The sequence below is a fragment of the Nitrogeniibacter aestuarii genome, from assembly GCF_017309585.1.
GTDB lineage: Bacteria > Pseudomonadota > Gammaproteobacteria > Burkholderiales > Rhodocyclaceae > Nitrogeniibacter > Nitrogeniibacter aestuarii.
Genome location: NZ_CP071321.1, coordinates 2,385,242 through 2,402,846 on the forward strand (window position 1 = coordinate 2,385,242; position 17,605 = coordinate 2,402,846).

Annotated in this window: 11 protein-coding genes; 5 read left to right on the forward strand and 6 right to left on the reverse strand. The window is 59.4% G+C overall.

The genetic code is table 11. The features are described from left to right. Position 1: 1 nt before the first annotated feature. Entirely contained in the window at positions 2-1,678 is a 1,677-nt protein-coding gene (locus J0W34_RS10925) for an NAD(P)H-dependent oxidoreductase subunit E (protein ID WP_230968821.1), read from the reverse strand. Positions 1,679-1,831: 153 nt separating this feature from the next. Here J0W34_RS10925 and J0W34_RS10930 point away from each other — a divergent pair, with 153 nt between their 5' ends. Then, positions 1,832-2,194, forward strand: coding sequence for a translation initiation factor Sui1 (locus J0W34_RS10930; RefSeq protein ID WP_230968822.1), 363 nt, complete (start codon positions 1,832-1,834; stop codon positions 2,192-2,194). On the opposite strand, the gene J0W34_RS10935 is transcribed toward J0W34_RS10930, so the two are convergent. The 4 genes from J0W34_RS10935 to J0W34_RS10950 are packed head-to-tail and all read right to left on the reverse strand — an operon-like array spanning position 2,169 to position 6,494. Further along, the gene (locus J0W34_RS10935) at positions 2,169-2,777 is read right to left on the reverse strand and encodes a nucleotidyltransferase family protein (RefSeq protein ID WP_230968823.1); all 609 of its coding nucleotides are present in this window, start codon (positions 2,775-2,777) and stop codon (positions 2,169-2,171) included. The two genes, J0W34_RS10930 and J0W34_RS10935, sit on opposite strands and share 26 nt — an antisense overlap. Beyond that, entirely contained in the window at positions 2,774-3,799 is a 1,026-nt protein-coding gene (locus J0W34_RS10940; protein ID WP_227814497.1) for an XdhC family protein, read from the reverse strand. Before J0W34_RS10940 ends, J0W34_RS10935 begins: the two co-directional genes overlap by 4 nt. Before the next feature lie 3 nt (positions 3,800-3,802). After that, complete coding sequence (locus tag J0W34_RS10945) at positions 3,803-6,025, reverse strand: xanthine dehydrogenase family protein molybdopterin-binding subunit (RefSeq protein ID WP_230968824.1); 2,223 nt, start codon at positions 6,023-6,025, stop codon at positions 3,803-3,805. 10 nt (positions 6,026-6,035) lie between these two features. Further along, positions 6,036-6,494: a (2Fe-2S)-binding protein gene (locus tag J0W34_RS10950; RefSeq protein WP_230968825.1), complete on the reverse strand. Its 459-nt coding sequence runs from the start codon at positions 6,492-6,494 to the stop codon at positions 6,036-6,038. A 132-nt stretch (positions 6,495-6,626) separates the two neighbouring features. Between J0W34_RS10950 and J0W34_RS10955 the strand changes: the two genes are divergently transcribed. The 4 genes from J0W34_RS10955 to J0W34_RS10970 all read left to right on the forward strand — a co-directional run bounded on the left by J0W34_RS10955 (position 6,627) and on the right by J0W34_RS10970 (position 15,568). Then, positions 6,627-7,538: a LysR family transcriptional regulator gene (locus J0W34_RS10955; protein WP_269144615.1), complete on the forward strand. Its 912-nt coding sequence runs from the start codon at positions 6,627-6,629 to the stop codon at positions 7,536-7,538. A 210-nt stretch (positions 7,539-7,748) separates the two neighbouring features. Further along, positions 7,749-12,320, forward strand: a complete 4,572-nt coding sequence (locus tag J0W34_RS10960) for a PAS domain S-box protein (RefSeq protein WP_230968827.1) — start codon at positions 7,749-7,751, stop codon at positions 12,318-12,320. 1,547 nt (positions 12,321-13,867) lie between these two features. Continuing rightward, complete coding sequence (locus J0W34_RS10965) at positions 13,868-14,959, forward strand: IS5 family transposase (protein ID WP_230968828.1); 1,092 nt, start codon at positions 13,868-13,870, stop codon at positions 14,957-14,959. A gap of 30 nt (positions 14,960-14,989) precedes the next feature. Beyond that, on the forward strand, positions 14,990-15,568 hold the full coding sequence (locus J0W34_RS10970) for a hypothetical protein (RefSeq protein ID WP_230968829.1): 579 nt from the start codon (positions 14,990-14,992) through the stop codon (positions 15,566-15,568). 264 nt (positions 15,569-15,832) lie between these two features. Here the strand turns inward: J0W34_RS10970 and J0W34_RS10975 are convergent, their stop codons facing one another. Continuing rightward, entirely contained in the window at positions 15,833-17,566 is a 1,734-nt protein-coding gene (locus J0W34_RS10975) for an amidohydrolase family protein (RefSeq protein WP_230968830.1), read from the reverse strand. Positions 17,567-17,605: the final 39 nt, after the last annotated feature.

Below are 17,605 nucleotides of genomic sequence, written 5' to 3' on the forward strand. Positions count from 1 at the left end.
GTCACTCATTGCTGAACTCCTCGGGGAAATATCGCATGGCGCACTCCATCGGGTTGGAGGCGGCTTGCCCCAGGCCACAGATGGACGCGTCCTTCATGGCATCGGACAACTCCTTGAGCAGCGGCTGGTCCCAGACGGGCTGGGCCATCAGCATCGCGGCCTTGGAGGTGCCGACACGGCAGGGCGTACATTTTCCGCAGGATTCATGCGCAAAGAAGCGCATGGCGTTGAGTGCCAGGTCGCGTGCGCGATCCCGGTTCGAGAACACAACCACCGCCGCCGAGCCGATGAAGCAGCCGTGCTCGTGCAGGGTGTCGAAGTCGAGGGGAACGTCCGCCAGTCGTTCGGGCAGGATGCCGCCGGACGCCCCTCCGGGGAAGTAACCGTACAGATCATGCCCCGGCGCCATGCCGCCGCAGTATTCATCGACCAGCTTGCGCAAGGTGATGCCGGCCGGCGCCAGCACCACGCCCGGCTTGGCCACGCGGCCACTGACCGAGAAGCGACGCAAGCCTTTGCGGCCGTTTTCGCCATGCTGGGCAAACGAGGCGGCGCCTTGTTCGACCAGATCGCGCACCCACCACAGGGTTTCACCGTTGTGGGCCAGGGTCGGGCGTCCGAACAGACCGAGCTGCGCCACGTAGGGCGGGCGCAAGCGTGGCATGCCACGCTTGCCTTCGAGCGATTCGATGAGGGCGGATTCTTCTCCGCACACATAGGCACCTGCACCACGGCGCAGATGAATCTCGGGCAGCGGGGCAGGCGGGTTCGCCTCGAGCGCTGCCAGTTCGCGTTCGAGCAGGGCCCGGATGCCCGCGTATTCGTCACGCAGATAGATGTAGATGGCGTCGCAGCCAACCACTTGTGCGGCAATCAGCATGCCTTCGAACATGCGATGCGGATCGGCCTCAAGCACCACGCGGTCCTTGAAGGTGCCGGGCTCACCCTCATCGAGGTTGATCGTCATCAGCCGTGGGGCGGCTTGCTCGCGCAGGATGCGCCACTTGCGCGCGGACGGAAATCCGGCGCCGCCCAGGCCGCGCAGGCCGGCTTCGTCGAGCGTATCGATGATGCTGTCACCGAGCGCCGGGTCGGTCATGACCCGCTTGAGCAGCTGATACCCCCCGCCGGCGCAATAGGCCTGATAATCGACCGCGTCGGGGATGGGGGCCTGGGTGGATCGTTTCTCCACCAGTTGCGCCACGGCTTCGGGCGTTGCCGCGCCGATGGCATTCTGCCCCACGACGGCGACCGGCGCTTCGGCGCATCGTCCCACACAGGGAACACGTTGCACGCGGACCGCACCCTTGGGCATGGCCGCTTCGAGCGCACCGGCCAGTTGTTCGCCACCGGCCATGGCGCAGGACAGGGAATCGCAGACGCGGACGGTCAGTGGCGCAGGGGGGGCATCGTCCCCGGTGACGAGGTCGAAGTGGTGATAGAAGCTGGCCACCTCGAAGACTTCGACCGGAGACAGCCGCATGAGGTGTGCCAAGGCCACGAGATGCGGGCCTTGCAGACAGCCTTCCGCATCCTGGAGCACATGAAGGTACTCAATCAGTTCATCGCGCTTGAGTGATCGGTCTCCGACAAGATCACTCACCCGGGCCAATGCGCGCGGGTCCACCTGGTGCCCTTTGGGGAAGGCGCCAGATTTCTTCTTTTGGCCACGGGTCATTACGGTTTCTTTTGTCATACCGTTTATTCCCGGGGATAAATTTTATGGGGTTGGTGTGCTCTAACGGCACTGTCTGTACGTTAGCCAAGTGTGACCCGCAGCACAAGCCTGATCACGGTAAACTTGACGGACGTAGGGTTTGGATCTTGAACGATGAAGAAAAACAGAGGGCAGGGCGGTCTGGTCTATTCAACCGAGGCCGGACGGATGTGTCCCGATTGCCGGCAGCCCATCGACGCTTGCACTTGCTCGACCCGATCGGTGCCCCCGGCGGCGAATGCCGTGGTGAAAGTCTCCCGCGATCGCAAGGGTCGCGCGGGCAAGACGGTGACGGTGGTTCAGGATATTCCGCTCGACCCGCTATCGATTGCCAAGCTGTGCCAGACACTCAAGAACGGATGCGGTAGCGGCGGGACAACCCGCGGACAGGGCATCGAGATTCAGGGCGATCACGTGGACAAGATCATCGGCCTGCTCGAAAAGGAAGGCTTCAAGGTGAAGCGGGTGGGCGGCTGACGTCCCCGGGCCTCAAGGCCAGATCGGACGGTTGGTCGATATCGAACCTGCACCCCGGATCGTTCACCTCGATCCAGCGTACCTCATCACGTGAGAGCAGGTGACGAGGGCCACGATCTGCCTCGAGCGCACGCAGTTCATCGAACCAGCGAGCGCCGAAACCCACCGGGTGACCCTGAGCCCCATCAAAGCGTGGCGCCACGATGGCATCGGCCGTATCGAGACCATCACGCATCCGCGCGATGGTCTCGACGCGCACAGCCGGCATGTCACCGAGACACACCAGACAGCCGTCAACACCCCTCAGCGCTGCCACGCCTGCGCTAAGGGCGGCCCCCATGCCCAGATGGGCGGATTCCGACACCACGACGCGGATACCCAGACGCTCAAGCCACGCCTGTCGCAGTTCGTGCTCGGGTCGCACCACGGCCACGACCTGCCTGACCGCCGCCAGCACGTTCGACGCGCTATGCCACAACACGGGCTTGCCGTCGTGCCACGGGGCAAGCAGCTTGTCGGATCGACCGGCAGGATCGAAGCGACGGCCCAGCCCCGCGGCCAACAGCACGGCGGCCACGTTCATGGATCGATGCGGCAGGCCGACAGGGTGTCCTGCGCCCGCTCCAGCGCGGCCTTGGCTTCACCGACCGGCAGCACCCGCTCCGGCGCGACGCCGTTCTTCACCGCGACGAGTTCCGCAGCAATGGACACCGCGATTTCCGCCGGCGTTCTGCTGTCGATGAACAGGCCTGCCGGCCCCCGAAGGTTGGCCACCTGCTGCTCGTCGAGATCGAACTCGCGCAGGCGCTCACGCCGGGCGGCATTGTTATGCCGGGAGCCAAGCGCCGCCACGTAGAAGGCCTCCGTGCGCAGGGCTTCCATCAACGCCAGATCGTCAAGCTTGGGGTCGTGGGTCAGGGCAATCACCGCCATGCGGGCATCGGGTTTCATGTCGATGACCAGATCGTCCGGCATCTGCCGCGACAGGGTGGTGCCCGGCACCGCCCATTCGTCCGCCCATTCCGCGCGTGGGTCACACACCGTGACGGCAAAGTCCAGCGCCAGGGCCATGCGGGCCAGCACCGAAGACAGTTGCCCGGCGCCGATGATCAGCAGCCGGTAACGCGGCCCGAACACCGAGACCAGGGTCTCGCCGTCGAAGCGCAACCCTTGCTCAGGGTGGCCACGCTGCAAGCGTGCCTGACCGGTGCGCATGTCGAGCACACGCTCGATCAGCTGTCCTTCGCCGATCGCGCCGAGCAAGGGGTCGAGGGTGGTCGCGTCGCGTAGTGGTTCGAGCGTGAGCACCATGGTGCCGCCGCAGGGCAGGCCGAAGCGTCGCGCCTCTTCAGCCCCCACGCCGTAGCTGACTTCACGAGGCGTCGCGGGCATGCCTTCCTTGCGCAGACGATCCATCAGGTCATCTTCAATGCAGCCGCCACTGACCGAACCCACCGCACGACCGTCTTCACGCATGGCCAGCAGCGCACCCGGGGGTCGGGGTGACGAGCCCCAGGTGCGCACCACCGTCACCAGCATCACTTCATGACCTTCAGCGAGCCACTGGCGGGCACGCTGAAGGACGTCGAGGTCGAGGCTGTCCATGCCTCAGGCCTTGAGCTGCTCGCCGATCGGCAAACGTGTAATCGTCTTGCCCATGGCGTTCACAATGGCATTGGCGACGGCCGGTGCCAGCGGCGGCACCCCCGGCTCGCCCACCCCGGTGGGTTTCTCCGCAGAGGGCACGATGTGCACTTCGATCTTCGGCATCTGGTCGATACGCAGCACCGTGTAGTTGTGGAAATTGCTCTGCTGGATCAGGCCGTCGTCAATCGTGATTTCGCCAGACAATGCAGCCGCCAGCGCAAAGCCGACCGAGCCTTCCATCTGTGCCTTGATCACGTCCGGATTGACCGCGATGCCGCAATCGACGGCCACCACGACGCGGTCCACCGTGAGGGTGCCGTCATCCTTGATGCTGACTTCGGCGACCTGACCGACATAGGTGTTGAAGGACTCGTGCACCGCGACCCCACGGCCACGCTTGACGCCCTCTGTCTTGCTCAGCGGCGCGTCCCACCCGGCTTTCTCGGTGGCGAGCTTGAGGACCCCGGCATGGCGCGGATGCTTCTTGAGCATGGCCATCCGGTAGGCCACCGGATCCTGCTTGGCCGCACGGGCGAGCATGTCGATGAAGACCTCGGTCGAATAGGCGGTGTGAGTCGAACCCACCGAGCGCCACCACTGCACCGGCAGCGGCACCGAATCATTGGTGGTGATCAGATCGACGTAGAGATCCGGAATGGCATAGGGGAGGGTGGCGGCACCTTCAACCGAGGTGACATCCACGCCATCCTTGAGCAGCATGGGTTCGAAAGGCGAGCCGACCACGATCGACTGCCCGACGATCCGCTGCATCCAGGCCGCCGGCATGCCGTCATCACCCAGGGTGGCGCGCAGGCGGTGGACGTACAGCGGACGATAGTAGCCGCCCTGCATGTCATCTTCGCGCAGCCAGACCATTTTCACCGGTGCGCGGCCACCGATCGCCTGGGCGATCGACGCCGCTTCGAGCAGATAGTCCGACGTCGGAGATGCGCGACGCCCGAAACTGCCGCCGGCGAACAACATGTTGAGTTTGACCCTGGACGGGTCGATCCCCAGCAGTTTGCCCAGCGCAGCCTGATCGCCTGTATGCAGTTGTTCGCCATTCCAGACCTCGCATTCACCATCGCGAAGCTGGACGACACAGTTGAGCGGCTCCATGGCGGCATGGGCAAGGTAGGGAAAGACAAAGTCCGCCTCAATCAAATTGTCCGCCTTCCCGAGCGCGCCCAGTGCGTCGCCATCGTTACGTGCAACGGCGCCCGCTGTGTCGAGCTGCTTCGTGTAGTCGGCAATCAACTGCTCGCTGCTGCCACGCCACGCACCGGTTTCGTCCCATTCGACCTTGAGTGCATCGCGTCCGCGTTTGGCTGTCCAGGTGTCCTTGGCGAGCACCGCCACACCGGTGGGGATTTCGACCACATCGTCGACGCCGGCGATCTTCTTCGCCTCGGTGGCATCGAAAGATTTCACCTTGGCGCCGACGCGCGGCGGATGCGCGACCACGGCGACCAACATGCCCGGCAGTTGGACGTCCTGGGTAAACTTGGCTTGCCCGGTGCTCTTGGCATGACTGTCCTTGCGCGGTGCGGACTTGCCGATCAGCGTGAAGTCCTTCGGATCCTTGAGCTTGGGGTTTTCCGGCACGGGTTGCGAGGCGGCGGCGTCCGCCAGTTCTCCGAACGTGGCCGACTTCCCGGACCCATGCGACACAATGCCCTTGGACACTACGATCTCGCCCGCGGGCACTTTCCATTGCTCGGCAGCCGCCGCCACCAGCATGGCGCGAGCGGTGGCACCGGCCTGACGCATCTGCATGAAGGAATTGGCAATCGCCGTACTGCCACCCGTCCCCTGGTTCGGGCCCCAAAGGGTGTTTGCGTAGCGCTTTGCGTCAGCCGGTGCGCCCTCGACAACGACCGTACTCCAGTCGGCGTCGAGTTCCTCGGCCACCAGGGTGGCAATCCCGGTGTAGGCGCCCTGGCCCATTTCCAGGTGCTTCGAGATCACCGTGATGGTGTTGTCCGTACCGATGCGGACAAAGGCGTTGGGGCTGAACAGGCCTTCCACGGGCACGCCGTCGCCGGCTTTGCCCGGGCCCGACATGGCGGCGGCGAGTGCTTTGTTCATGGCACCCGGCAGCATGACGCCGACGGTGAGGCCCGCGCCCTGCTTGAGAAAGTCCCGGCGGGAGACGTTGGCAACGCGATGGTTGATGGTTGTCATGTCAATTCCCTCAAGCCAGCGTGCTGGCAGCTTCGTGAATGGCGGCGCGAATGCGAACGTAGGTGGCGCAGCGGCAGATGTTTCCGGCCATGGCCGCATCGATGTCTTCGTCCGTCGGCTTCGGATTGCCCGCCAGAAGGGCCGTGGCCGACATGATCTGGCCGGACTGGCAGTAGCCACACTGAACCACGTCCAGCTTTTCCCAGGCCGCCTGGACGGCGGCGCCGACCTTGTCTTCACCCACGGTTTCGATCGTGGTGATCCGCGTGCCCGCCACGGCGGACAGCGGCGTTGAACAGGAGCGGATCGGCTGCCCATCCATATGCATCGTACATGCGCCGCACAGGCCCATGCCGCAGCCGAACTTGCTGCCGGTCATCTGGAAGCCATCTCGAACGGCCCACAGCAAGGGGGTGTCTTCGGGGAGATCGGTTTTCACCGGCTTCCCGTTAAGGGTGAATTCAATCATGTGTGTTTCTCCGGGGCGTCAGGATTGCCAGCCAATGTGGGTGGGTTGACGCTGTGTTGCCGACAAGGGTTCAACGAATTTAAGGGCAAAGCGTATTAAGATTGAAGAAACAATCAATACAGGCCTGTTTAGATGAGCTTCACAATAGACCCTTCGTTGCTGCCGGCTCTGGCTTCCTTCGAGTGTGTGGCTCGACATCAAAGCTTCAGCCGCGCCGCTGAAGAGCTTGGTATCTCAACCTCGGCGCTCTCCCAGACGATTCGCGGCCTCGAAACCCGGCTGGCCATGCGGTTGCTCGCCCGTACCACGCGTCGGGTCAATCTGACCGAAGAAGGCGCAGCACTGCTCGTGGGGGTCAGGGAAGGGCTGGCAAGCCTCTCGGCCGCGCTCGATCGGGCCGAGGCGAGCACCGGACGCCCCTCCGGGAGCATTCGTATCACCTTGCCGCGTCTGGCCTATTTCAACTGGTTTCTGCCCAAACTGGCCAGCTTCAGGGAAACGTATCCGGACGTTGAAGTGGAGTTCGGGCTTGATGACCATCTGGTCGATCTGGTGGCCGAAGGCTTCGATCTCGGCGTCCGGATCGGCGAGCAGCTCGATGCCGACATGGTTGCCGTACCGATGGGCGAACCAGTGACGCTCGTCACCGTGGCATCGTCGGCCTACCTGGCCCGACACGGCACCCCTGCATCTCCCGAAGACCTTCAGAATCACGAGTGCTCACGCTATCGATTTGCAACCAGCGGACGCCTGTCACCGTGGATGTTTCAGCGCGATGGCCAGCCGCTTGAGGTGTCTGTGTCGGGCAAGCTCATCATCAACGACCTGTCGGGCGAAATTGCATTGGCCAAAGCAGGGTTGGCGGTTGTGCAGACGGTGGCATCGGTGGTGCGCGAGGAGATTGCCCGGGGTGAGCTGGTGCGCATTCTTGCCGACTACGAGGTTGTGCTGGGGCGGATGTATCTGTATTTCCCGAGTCGAACGCACATGCCACTGCGGGTCAGGGCGTTCATCGATCACTTCCGCGACAACCCCATGAAATGACAATCAAATCAGTGCAGAAAATTGACGTCTTTTTGCCCGATTCGACTTAAGTGTTTCCGCGCAGGGCCGTAACCAGTGGAGACATGTTATCGGGTCAGGAATGATGTTTCGACGAGCGCTCACTTACTCGCAAGAACGGCACAAAGTTGGCACCTGCCGGCGAACGTTCGGACCCGGTTGGTTTGATCAATTGCCCCCCCGATTGGCCCAGTGACCGGATTCTTCTCTGCCACCTTGCTGCAGGCCGCACGCACGTTGCTCGTGCTTGGCGTCGCATGTCTGTGTCAGCTGAGCGTGGCAGGTACGGTGCTTGCGCAAGATACCGTTCCCGCGCCGAACGGGCGCGCCCTCGTTGTGGTGGCAGACCAGAACTACCCGCCCTACCTCTATCTGAATGAGAAGGGCGTCGCCGATGGGTATCTGGTTGAGTTGTGGGCGCTGTGGTCCGAAAAGACCGGCATCAAGGTGGATCTTCGCCCCTTGCCGTGGGCCGAGGCTCAAGCGCATATCCAGGGCGGTCGCGCCGATGTCATCGACACCATCTTTGTGATGGACTCACGGCGTGGCACCTATGAATTCGGCGAGCCCTACGCTGACATCAACGTGTCCCTGTTCACCGACAGGCATCTGGGCACCCTGGGTGAGCTCGGCGCGCTTCGTGCCTTCAAGATCGGTGTGCAAAGTGGCGACGCCTGTATCGACCATCTTCGCCAACATGGTTTCGACCTGTTCGCCGAGTATCGTAACTACAGCACGGTCATCGATGCGGCAATCCGCCAGGAAGTGGCCGCATTCTGCATGGATGAATCCTCGGTCGACTACTACCTCTATGCGCGCGACGCCCGACAGGACTTCGTCAAAGCCTTCGACCTGTACGCCGGTCAGATGCGCTTTGCCGTCCTGAAAGGCAACTCAGGCCTGCTCGAACAGGTTCAGGCGGGCATGGACATGATCCCGGAAGCCGAAATCGCCGAACTCAAGGAGCACTGGTTCGGTACCCAGCGGGATTGGTCCTCGCTGTTACGAACGGCGGGTTGGGCTGTGGCAGCGGCTGCCGTGGTCGCCGCGCTCATGGCAGTGTGGATTTTCACGCTGCGTCGCGCCGTGGTGACGAAGACGAGCGAGCTTCAGCGCGAACGCGCCAGCCTGCAGGAAAGCGAAGAGCGGTTCCGGTGCCTCTTTGAAGATTCACGCCAGCCAGCCGCGCTGCTTGAAAATGGGCGTTACATCGCAGCCAACCGGGCCGCCCTCGACATGTTCGGCGTCGACAACGAGGCCCGGTTCATCGGATTGACACCACTGGACATATCACCCGACGTTCAACCTGATGGGTGCATTTCCCGGGATGCAATCGAGGAGATTCAGGCACGCCTCAACGAGCAGGGGTCACAAGCGTTCGAATGGGCCTATGTGCGCCCCGACGGGCGCCCGATCAATACCCGCGTGCTACTCACCCACATACTTATCGGTGAGCGGGCCGTCCTGCATGTGATCTGGAACGACATTACCGGGCAGAAAGCCGCAGAAGCCGAACTGGAGCGGGAAAGAGCCAGCCTGGCGGCCAGTGAGAGTCGATTCAGACGTCTTTTCACCGAGACGCATCAAGCCACCTTGCTGCTGGCCGATGGCTATTTTGTGGACGCCAATGCGGCGGCGGTTGCCTTTCTGGGTATGAAAGAAGCCAACGACCTGGTGGGCTTGCGGCCTCGTGACATCTCACCTGCGCAATTGCCCGACGGTCGGAATATCGATGTTGAAATCGAGCAGATCATCACCTCGGCCACCCGCGACGGCGCGTGTGAATTCGAGTGGCAACATCAACATGTCGACGGTCATCTGATCGACACCCGCGTGATGATGACCGAATTCACGTTCGACGAACGCGTGCTGTTCCACGTCGTCTGGACCGATATCAGTGCCGAGAAGAGGGCGATGCGCGCACTGGAGCACGAAAAGACCAGTCTTTCCGAGAGTGAAGAGCGCTTTCGTCGTCTGTTCCAGGACACACGCCAACCCACACTGCTGATGGAGAACTGGCGCTTTACCGAGGCGAACAAGGCGGCGCTTGAATTGATCGGCTTCGAACGTGAAGACGAGCTCGTCGGCCTGGGCGCTTCGGACATTTCTCCGCCGACCATCAACGGTGTACCGTGCCAGGAGCGGATCGAAGAACTCATTCGCGAGGCCCAAGGCAAGCGCGCCTGCGAATTCGAATGGGTCCATCTGCACCGCTCGGGCCGTGAGATACAGGTTCGTGTGGGGCTGACCCCGATCCGTATCGCGGGCCACGAGTACTACCACATCGTCTGGACGGATATCACCGAAGAGAAGTCTGCACTGAAGAAACTCGTGGCCAGCGAGGAGCGGTTTCGTCGATTGTTCGCCGACTCCATGCTCCCATCAGTGCTTGCAGTGCTTGAGAACGAGAGCCTTCGCTATGTGGATGTCAATCGGGCGGCTTCCGATCTTCTTGGAATGGCGTCCCCGGAAGAGATGATTGGTCACGATGTGCTGGATTTCACCCCCGCTGTGTTTCCAGATGGCGAATTGGCAACGGAACGATTGGTACGGATCGGGGAGATGTCGGACTTGAACGGAGCGGCTACCTTCGAGTGGACGCATCTGAAGAAGGACGGCACACCCGTGGAGCTGCGCATTCTGGTCACCACGATGCAGATGGGCGGGCGTACGATCCGGCATGCCTCATGGATCGATATCACGGCCGAAAAGAAGGCGCAGGCTGAAGAGCGCATGCTGCGCAAGGAGCTGGAAGCCCGTGTGGCGACGCGTACCGCGGAGCTGGCGGAAATGACCGAAGAGCTGCGGCAGGCGAACAACGAACAACAGGCCATTTTCGACGCGACACAGGTGGGCGTCGTATTCGTCGTGGAACGCAAGGTGCGTCGCTGCAATCGCGCGATGGAAAGCTTGCTGGGCTACAGCATTGACGAAATGCTGGGCAAATCGACACGGCTGTTCTACGCCTGTGACGAGGTGTTCGAGGCCGTTGGCGAACTCATCGAGGAGACGGTCAACAGCACCGGCGCGCTACGTCAGGAAGTGGACCTGCGTCGCAAGGACGGGAGCATCTTCCCGGGGCGGGTCACGGTTCAACGCGTCTCGGAAGGCAGCATCGATGAAGGCGTCGTCGCCATCCTTGAGGACATGACGCAGTCACACGAAACCATTCGAGCCATTCAGCGTGCCAAGACCATGGCGGAACAGGCGGCGGCGGCAAAAACCGACTTCATGGCCAACATGAGCCATGAAATCCGCACGCCCATGACCGGCATCCTTGGCATGACCCACCTCTTGCTTAATGATGCGTCGCTCACCGATGGTCAGCGTGGTCAGCTCGAAAAGATTCAGGGGGCAGGGCAGCACCTGCTGGCCATCCTCAACGATGTGCTCGATTTTTCGAAGATCGAAGCCGGCAAGATGATCATCGACAAGGTCGATTTCATGCTCGGTGACGTCCTCGACGATGTTGCCGCCATGGTCGGCAGTGCCGCCAGCGCCAAAGGCCTGGCGTTTTCGCTGGCTGTGGAGCCGGATGTACCGGCCTGTCTGCGCGGTGACCCGATGCGCATTGCCCAGGTGCTGACCAACTACGCCAACAATGCGGTGAAATTCACCGAAGCGGGCCGCGTCGATATCAGGGTCGCCACAGCCGGGTCGAGCGCGGACGGGCTCATGCTGCGTTTCAGTGTCAGGGACACCGGGCCGGGCCTGAGCGAATCCCACCAAGTGCGCTTGTTCCAGAGTTTCGAACAGGCCGATACCTCCATCACCCGCAAGCACGGCGGCACGGGACTCGGCCTCGCGATCTCGAAGCAGCTCGCCGAACACATGGGCGGAGAAGTCGGCGTCAACAGCATTGAAGGTGAGGGCGCCGAGTTCTGGTTCACCGTACAGGTCAAAGTCGGCAACAAGGAGGCCACCAAACGCAAAGGCCGTGCGTCGAGTCGTTTGACAGCACCGGCCGGCATGACGGACGTATCTGTGCTACTTGTTGAAGACAATCCACTCAATCAGGAGGTCGCGCTGGCCATGCTTGCGCACTTCGGCGTCAAGACGACCCTGGCGACCAATGGCGCCACTGCGCTGCAGATGGCACAACAGCGGCCCTTCGATGTCGTTCTCATGGACATGCAGATGCCGATCATGGACGGACTGGCGGCCACACGGGCCATTCGCGAGCTACCGACCCTGAGGCGGCTGCCCATTATCGCCATGACGGCCAATGCCATGGCCTCCGACAGACAGAAATGCCTCGATGCGGGTATGAACGACCATCTGGGCAAGCCGATTGACCCGGAAGAACTATTGGGAAAGATCATGAAATGGACCAAGGCGAGCGAAACCCCATCGGAGCAGGACGCCTCCACCAACGTCACCACAGCCTCGGCTGACGGTGCCGTCCTGGACGTCGAAGCGGGTCTGAAACGTTGTATGGGGCGCGAAGCGCTTTACGCCCGAACGCTGACCAGCTTCCTCAAGCATTTTGAGGGCAGCATCGACAAGATTCAGGGCGAATTCAACGCCGGCGACATGAACGCCATGAGCCTGGCGTCCCACAGCCTCAAGGGCGCGGCGGGTCAGGTCGGCGCAGTCCAGCTGCAGGAGGCGGCACGCATCTTCGAAGCCGCCGTCAACGAAGAAGCAGACGAAACTGTGCTCGCGTCACACCTTCAGACGCTTGACTACGCCATGCAGGCCGCTGCTGCGGCCATCAAGGCGAAACTCGAGCATCTGCAATCCGGCTCGGTCACGAAAGCCTAAGTCGTGCTGAGTCCTTTTCTCCGATGTAGCAGACAGCACCAGAAGCACGGGGCATCGAATGGATGTCGCTGCGAACGGCCTTGGCATCAGCACATCCATACAGCGCCAAGCTCAGGGCGCTGGAGCCGGATATTTAGTGCGCCTTACTGATTCCTCTCCGTTTCGAAGTTGCTAACCCCCTGTTTTTATTATGCTGCACTTCTGATGCAGCAAGATTCAGTGAACTGATCGGTCCTTGGAAGACGCGTTGCGTGGAAGGTTAGGACTAATTGTTGTCACTTTGCGCACCACCGCTTGCAGCTACGGACTAAACCTTGTCGCAATGAGTCCTGTGGCAGGTTCGACTGGTGATGATCGAGCAGAACGAAAATGGGCACCGACAGGTGCCCATTTCATTGGCGGAACCGCTTCCGTGGGGCAGCGTTCGGCTAGGAGCGGTCTACGACTGTCGTCCAAGCTACGGCAACTTTGAAACTGGAACTGACATTTGCTTGACGCCCGAGAGAACACCCTCTAACCATAAAAAAATGACAATGCGTATTCTAAAATTGCTAATCGAGTTGCGATGATCATAGTAACGAGAGCAGGTTTCTCCATTTCGTCACAAACCATATTAAATTGAATGAAGGGGTCCATTCTTAGTCACCGTGACAGGAGCTTTTGGGAGCTAGGTTGGTTAAACAGCAGTGTAGTATATTTCAATTTTGTAAATTATATCAATCTTGATGTTGTCAACATGGCGCTAACTTATCTGTCTAGAGTTTTTTTGTTCAAGATAACTTTCACCATTTTCTTCTGGTGCACGCCCTTAATTCTTTTCCCGCCATCACTTCTAACTTCGATAGGCTTACCGCAACAACCGACTTACATGTTCATCCGTTTGCTTGGTTTGGCATATGTTGCCCTATGCGTCGGATATATCGTTGGCCTTCAATCCGCACTATCTGGCCAGCGTGCCATTGGTGCCATATGGTCCGGAATTGTGAGTAATGGTGGCGCATGTCTCCTATTGGCGTTTTATGGGATTAGCGGCGCGTGGAATGATTGGGAAGGCTTCGCTAAATATTATCTTTGGGCGTCTGGCGTGGCCACTGGATTAATTACAGTCGGACTATTCCGATTTGGCGTCCGAGGCGCTCACTTCGATTATTCAGTTTGTATCGATAAAAAAGATACCAGGGTTTTGAGGGACTAACATAAGGGCTGCCTATATGGAATCGACAAATTTTGAAGAGGAGAAATATTATGTATCTTATTACTCTCTTCGAATTGCAGTTGGTATTACAGGTTTGTTAATGCCAATTTTAGTAAGAATAGGTGCTTGGCGTTTTGAAGGAATTACAGATCTAAGCACTATTAGCGCACACTACTACACGGGAATGCGTGAAGTGTTCGTTGGAACGTTAGTACTTTGCGGAGCGATGCTCGCGTGTTATAGAACGCCTAGTGTCGTTGATCTATGGCTAGCAGGTTGATGCAAAACCAAGTGAACGCCCAGAGTTGGCGATTGTCATAGTAGTACTCCCGAAACCCTTGTCCTGACTACGATGCGCGGCCAACTCGATCCCCAGTCCTCGATGTTCCACTACTTCTCTGCCGAGTCGCGCGTACCTGCGGATCATCCGCTGCGAGCGGTCAAGCAATTGGCGGATCGGGCGCTTGACGCCATTTCCGGGGAATTGAACGCGCTGTACTCGAGCGTCGGTCGCCCGTCGATTCCGCCGGAACGTTTGCTCAAGGGACAGTTGCTCATTGCGCTGTATTCGATTCGCTCCGACCGTCAGTTTTGCGAGCAGCTCGATTACAACATCCTGTTCCGCTGGTTTCTCGACATGAACCTTGAGAGCGCCAGCCTGGATCAATCCAATTTCAGCCGTTTGCGCGAGCGCCTGGTCGTCACCGACATCGCGCGCCGATTCTTCGATGAAGTCGTCTGCCTTGCGCGCCGTGAGCGCCTGTTGTCTTCCGATCATTTCACCGTTGATGGCACGCTGATCGATGCGTGGGCCTCGTTCAAGAGTTTCAAGCGCAAGGACGGCGAGCCGCCCAAGGATGGCGGCGACGGCACGGGCATGGTCGATTTCAAGGGCGAGAAGCGCTCGAACGCGACGCACCAGAGCACGACCGATCCAGAGTCCCGGCTCATGCGCAAAGGCAACGGACAGCCGGCCAAGCTCAGCTACGGCGGCCATGTGCTCATGGAGAACCGCAACGGCTTGTGCGTGGACATTCTGGTGACCGAATCGACGCAAGCGGAGCACCGTGCAGCCAGTCAAATGCTCACTCGCGCCCGGCGTCGCCGGATTCACCCCAAGAGCCTAGCGGCGGACAAGGGCTATCACGTGAAGGACTTCGTTTCGCAGTTGCGCGAGCATGAAATTCGACCGCACATTGCGCGAATCGAGAATCGAAAAACACCAGGGCTCGACGGCCGAACGACGCGAACCGAGGGCTACAGAAGTAGCCAGAAGAAGCGCAAAAGGGTCGAAGAGATATTTGGCTGGCTCAAGACGATCGGTGGAATGAGAAAGAGCCGCTTCGTCGGACGGGCGAAAACCCAGATGGCCGCGTTCATATCGGGCGCGGCATATAACCTGCTCAGAATTGCCAAATTGAGCCATTCGGGGGTACCGGCATGAAGCGGGCGCCGAACATGGGTGCTGAACCGCATGTCGCCCTTCGCTTCGGCAAATCGAAGCGAATTGAAATTCCGAATCTTTCGACCAAGTCGCCATGAAATCCAAATCCGACCTCAGTGCTGGCGCAGCATCTGGCGCTTTTGCATCACCTTGCTAGGCGTCATAGCAGGTCTGTCAGCAATCGGCATCGCAATATTTCCCATGGACCCTACGTTTGGGAGAATAGTCACAGAATCAATCCCGGCCTTAAAAAACGGCGAATGCTTACGTGATGGAACGTGCTATTTTCCTCACGGAATCCTTGGCCTTCACCTTTATTTTGTTGCCACGTTTTTCACGGTCGTTTTTGTTTTGATGTGGTTTCGCTTTTCGGCATTCACTCCGACAAACCCAACGCCACAAAAGCGGATTCGAAATAAGGTTTATAGAATTTGTGCGATTGTCATGGCCGCTTCTGGCGTAGCGATGTGGTGGTTTTCAAAAATCAAACTTGCGCAAGGAATGTTCTGGTCAGAATCGCTCGCGGTTATGGCATTTGCGGGCGCATGGCTTGTCAAAGGTCAGCTATTTCTTCGCGACCGCCGAAAACTATCGACTCTTTCGAACTGAAATTAATCGCCCCAGGTATCTCGGAGGCTGTTTTGTTTGAGTCAGACCCTTTGTGCTTGCTCACCCAGTGACTGGTCGTATCATGCCTCATCCTCTCAAGAGTTGGAGCCTCTGCGATACCTGGGGTGATTAAGTATTGAATCTATATTTTTAAAATTTCCGCATATAGAAATAGTACAGTCAGGCGACAAACCAGTTCGGCGTTTCATGGCGAGCTTATGTCTGACAGGTGCGTTTCCCCATTACCTTTGTAACTTCTAACGGTCACATCCATCCTGGCAAGGTTCGGCCCGGCTTGGTGTAATACGCCGTAACGCGCTGCATGTTCTGCCGCTTTGAGTTCTGGGCGAGCCCGTAGAATTGCAGCACGTTGCTGCCGAGGATTTTCCGGGCAGCGAAGCCACTTGTGTCGTAATTTTGAATGACATTGGCGACGCCTTCGGGATAAGCTTCCCAGCCCGGAACTTGGCTGAGCATGAGCCAATCGGTGCCGAACATTGTCCGGTCGGCTACGGTTTCTTGCCCGACCGGTAGCAGCAGGTTTTCTCGCAGGCGGTCGCGAGCGACTTGAGATTCCAAAAGTTCATCCCAGTACCCAAGGTCAGCGTAAAGGGTAAGCTTCTCTGCTGAGTTCATAAGATATACAAAGTCTGCCGTCCAGTCACCGTCGTCGCGAGCGTGTGCACCACCGAAGTGTCCAGCATTTACGTACAACGACTTTAAACCGGGATAGCTGTCCAGGAGTTCCCAGCCCTTCACTCCGGCAAGCTTGTCGTGCGAGGAGTCCCGACCGTTTGAGGCGTTGGCGTGGGCCATTACCGGAACATCCAGTTCTTCGCACTTAGTGAAGAACTGGATAAGTTTTTCATCGAGCGCCCTTGGATGTGGGCGCGGATCACTTGACCCGTTGATGGGATTTCTTTCATTCCCAAAGGGATAGAAGCCCATCGGTGGGTATATCTTGACGCCAACACAACCGTGCTCTTTTACCGCCCACTCAACAGTCTTCAGGCTTGCGTCATTTTCTTGAATATCTACCCATGGATTGTAGGCCACCAGTGGCATCAAGAAACCGTTCGACAGCAATGCCATCTGCTCGTGAATAAGCACTTGGTCTCGCATGGTCGAGGCCTTCGCCGGGGAATCGAGCCAATAGTTGAAGTCGACCATCGCGCCAAAGCAGCCTGAAAGCGGCAAACCTGGAGATCCTTCAGAGAACCGCTTGATATAGCTGCGCAGGTTGTGATGCCGCGGCGACAACATGAATCCAACGAATTGGAAAACATTCTGGATGGATGCGAGGCTGGCTTCCTCGGTCACGAGCCCGAGTTTAAACATGGGACGGATTCGGCCCGACGGCGCATCGACACGAGCAGACCCTCGGCGCACGCTCTCCTGTACGAAGTCGCGACTGAATCCCGGCGGATCGAGGAGGATGGACTCGGGCCGAATGTCTCGCGTCTTCTGGACCGCATCGTTGACGATGGCGGGGATGCGTGTGTCGCGCCGCAGTATTTCTTCGAAAAGCGCATTGCCGACAGCGCGTTGATTCGCTTCGATAGCGGCATCTAGGCTAGCAGAGCGAGCCTTAAGCGCCATGGCCGAAGTCCCTTCTGCTGCGCCGCACAGGTCGTCAATCTCTCTTTTCGGGGACGGAGCGAAGGCCTTGCCAATGAACTCGGCGATGGGCGCGAGAGCAATCACCAGTTCGCGCAGCCGCGCGTCTTTAAGCGAGTGGGCGACCGACTTGGACAGGAATCCAGCAACAGGTACGTCAGCTGCGTTGAAGAAGTGGGAATGAGCGTCGAAGTACCTTTCACTCCTGGACCACGCATTCAGGGCTTCAGCACCAGACAAATATTGGCTTGTTCTGTCTGAACAAAGCCTTGGAATCTCGGATGTTGGGGCAGTGCTGCACCCCGTGGCGGCAAGTGAAGCTATCGACGCACCTCCTAGCAATAGCTTACGACGCTTCGTGTCGATACCGGTCTCGTGCATGACAGGTGCCCCCATCGGCAATTTATTCAGTAGACCTTG

What these genes read in the sequence shown, in the direction of transcription:
- J0W34_RS10935 (WP_230968823.1), bottom strand. Translation starts at nt 2,777, where the DNA reads ATGAACGTGGCCGCCGTGCTGTTGGCCGCGGGGCTGGGCCGTCGCTTC.
- J0W34_RS10930 (WP_230968822.1), top strand. Translation starts at nt 1,832, where the DNA reads ATGAAGAAAAACAGAGGGCAGGGCGGTCTGGTCTATTCAACCGAGGCC.
- J0W34_RS10975 (WP_230968830.1), bottom strand. Translation starts at nt 17,566, where the DNA reads ATGCACGAGACCGGTATCGACACGAAGCGTCGTAAGCTATTGCTAGGA.
- J0W34_RS10965 (WP_230968828.1), top strand. Translation starts at nt 13,868, where the DNA reads ATGCGCGGCCAACTCGATCCCCAGTCCTCGATGTTCCACTACTTCTCT.
- J0W34_RS10970 (WP_230968829.1), top strand. Translation starts at nt 14,990, where the DNA reads ATGTCGCCCTTCGCTTCGGCAAATCGAAGCGAATTGAAATTCCGAATC.
- J0W34_RS10925 (WP_230968821.1), bottom strand. Translation starts at nt 1,678, where the DNA reads ATGACCCGTGGCCAAAAGAAGAAATCTGGCGCCTTCCCCAAAGGGCAC.
- J0W34_RS10955 (WP_269144615.1), top strand. Translation starts at nt 6,627, where the DNA reads ATGAGCTTCACAATAGACCCTTCGTTGCTGCCGGCTCTGGCTTCCTTC.
- J0W34_RS10950 (WP_230968825.1), bottom strand. Translation starts at nt 6,494, where the DNA reads ATGATTGAATTCACCCTTAACGGGAAGCCGGTGAAAACCGATCTCCCC.
- J0W34_RS10940 (WP_227814497.1), bottom strand. Translation starts at nt 3,799, where the DNA reads ATGGACAGCCTCGACCTCGACGTCCTTCAGCGTGCCCGCCAGTGGCTC.
- J0W34_RS10945 (WP_230968824.1), bottom strand. Translation starts at nt 6,025, where the DNA reads ATGACAACCATCAACCATCGCGTTGCCAACGTCTCCCGCCGGGACTTT.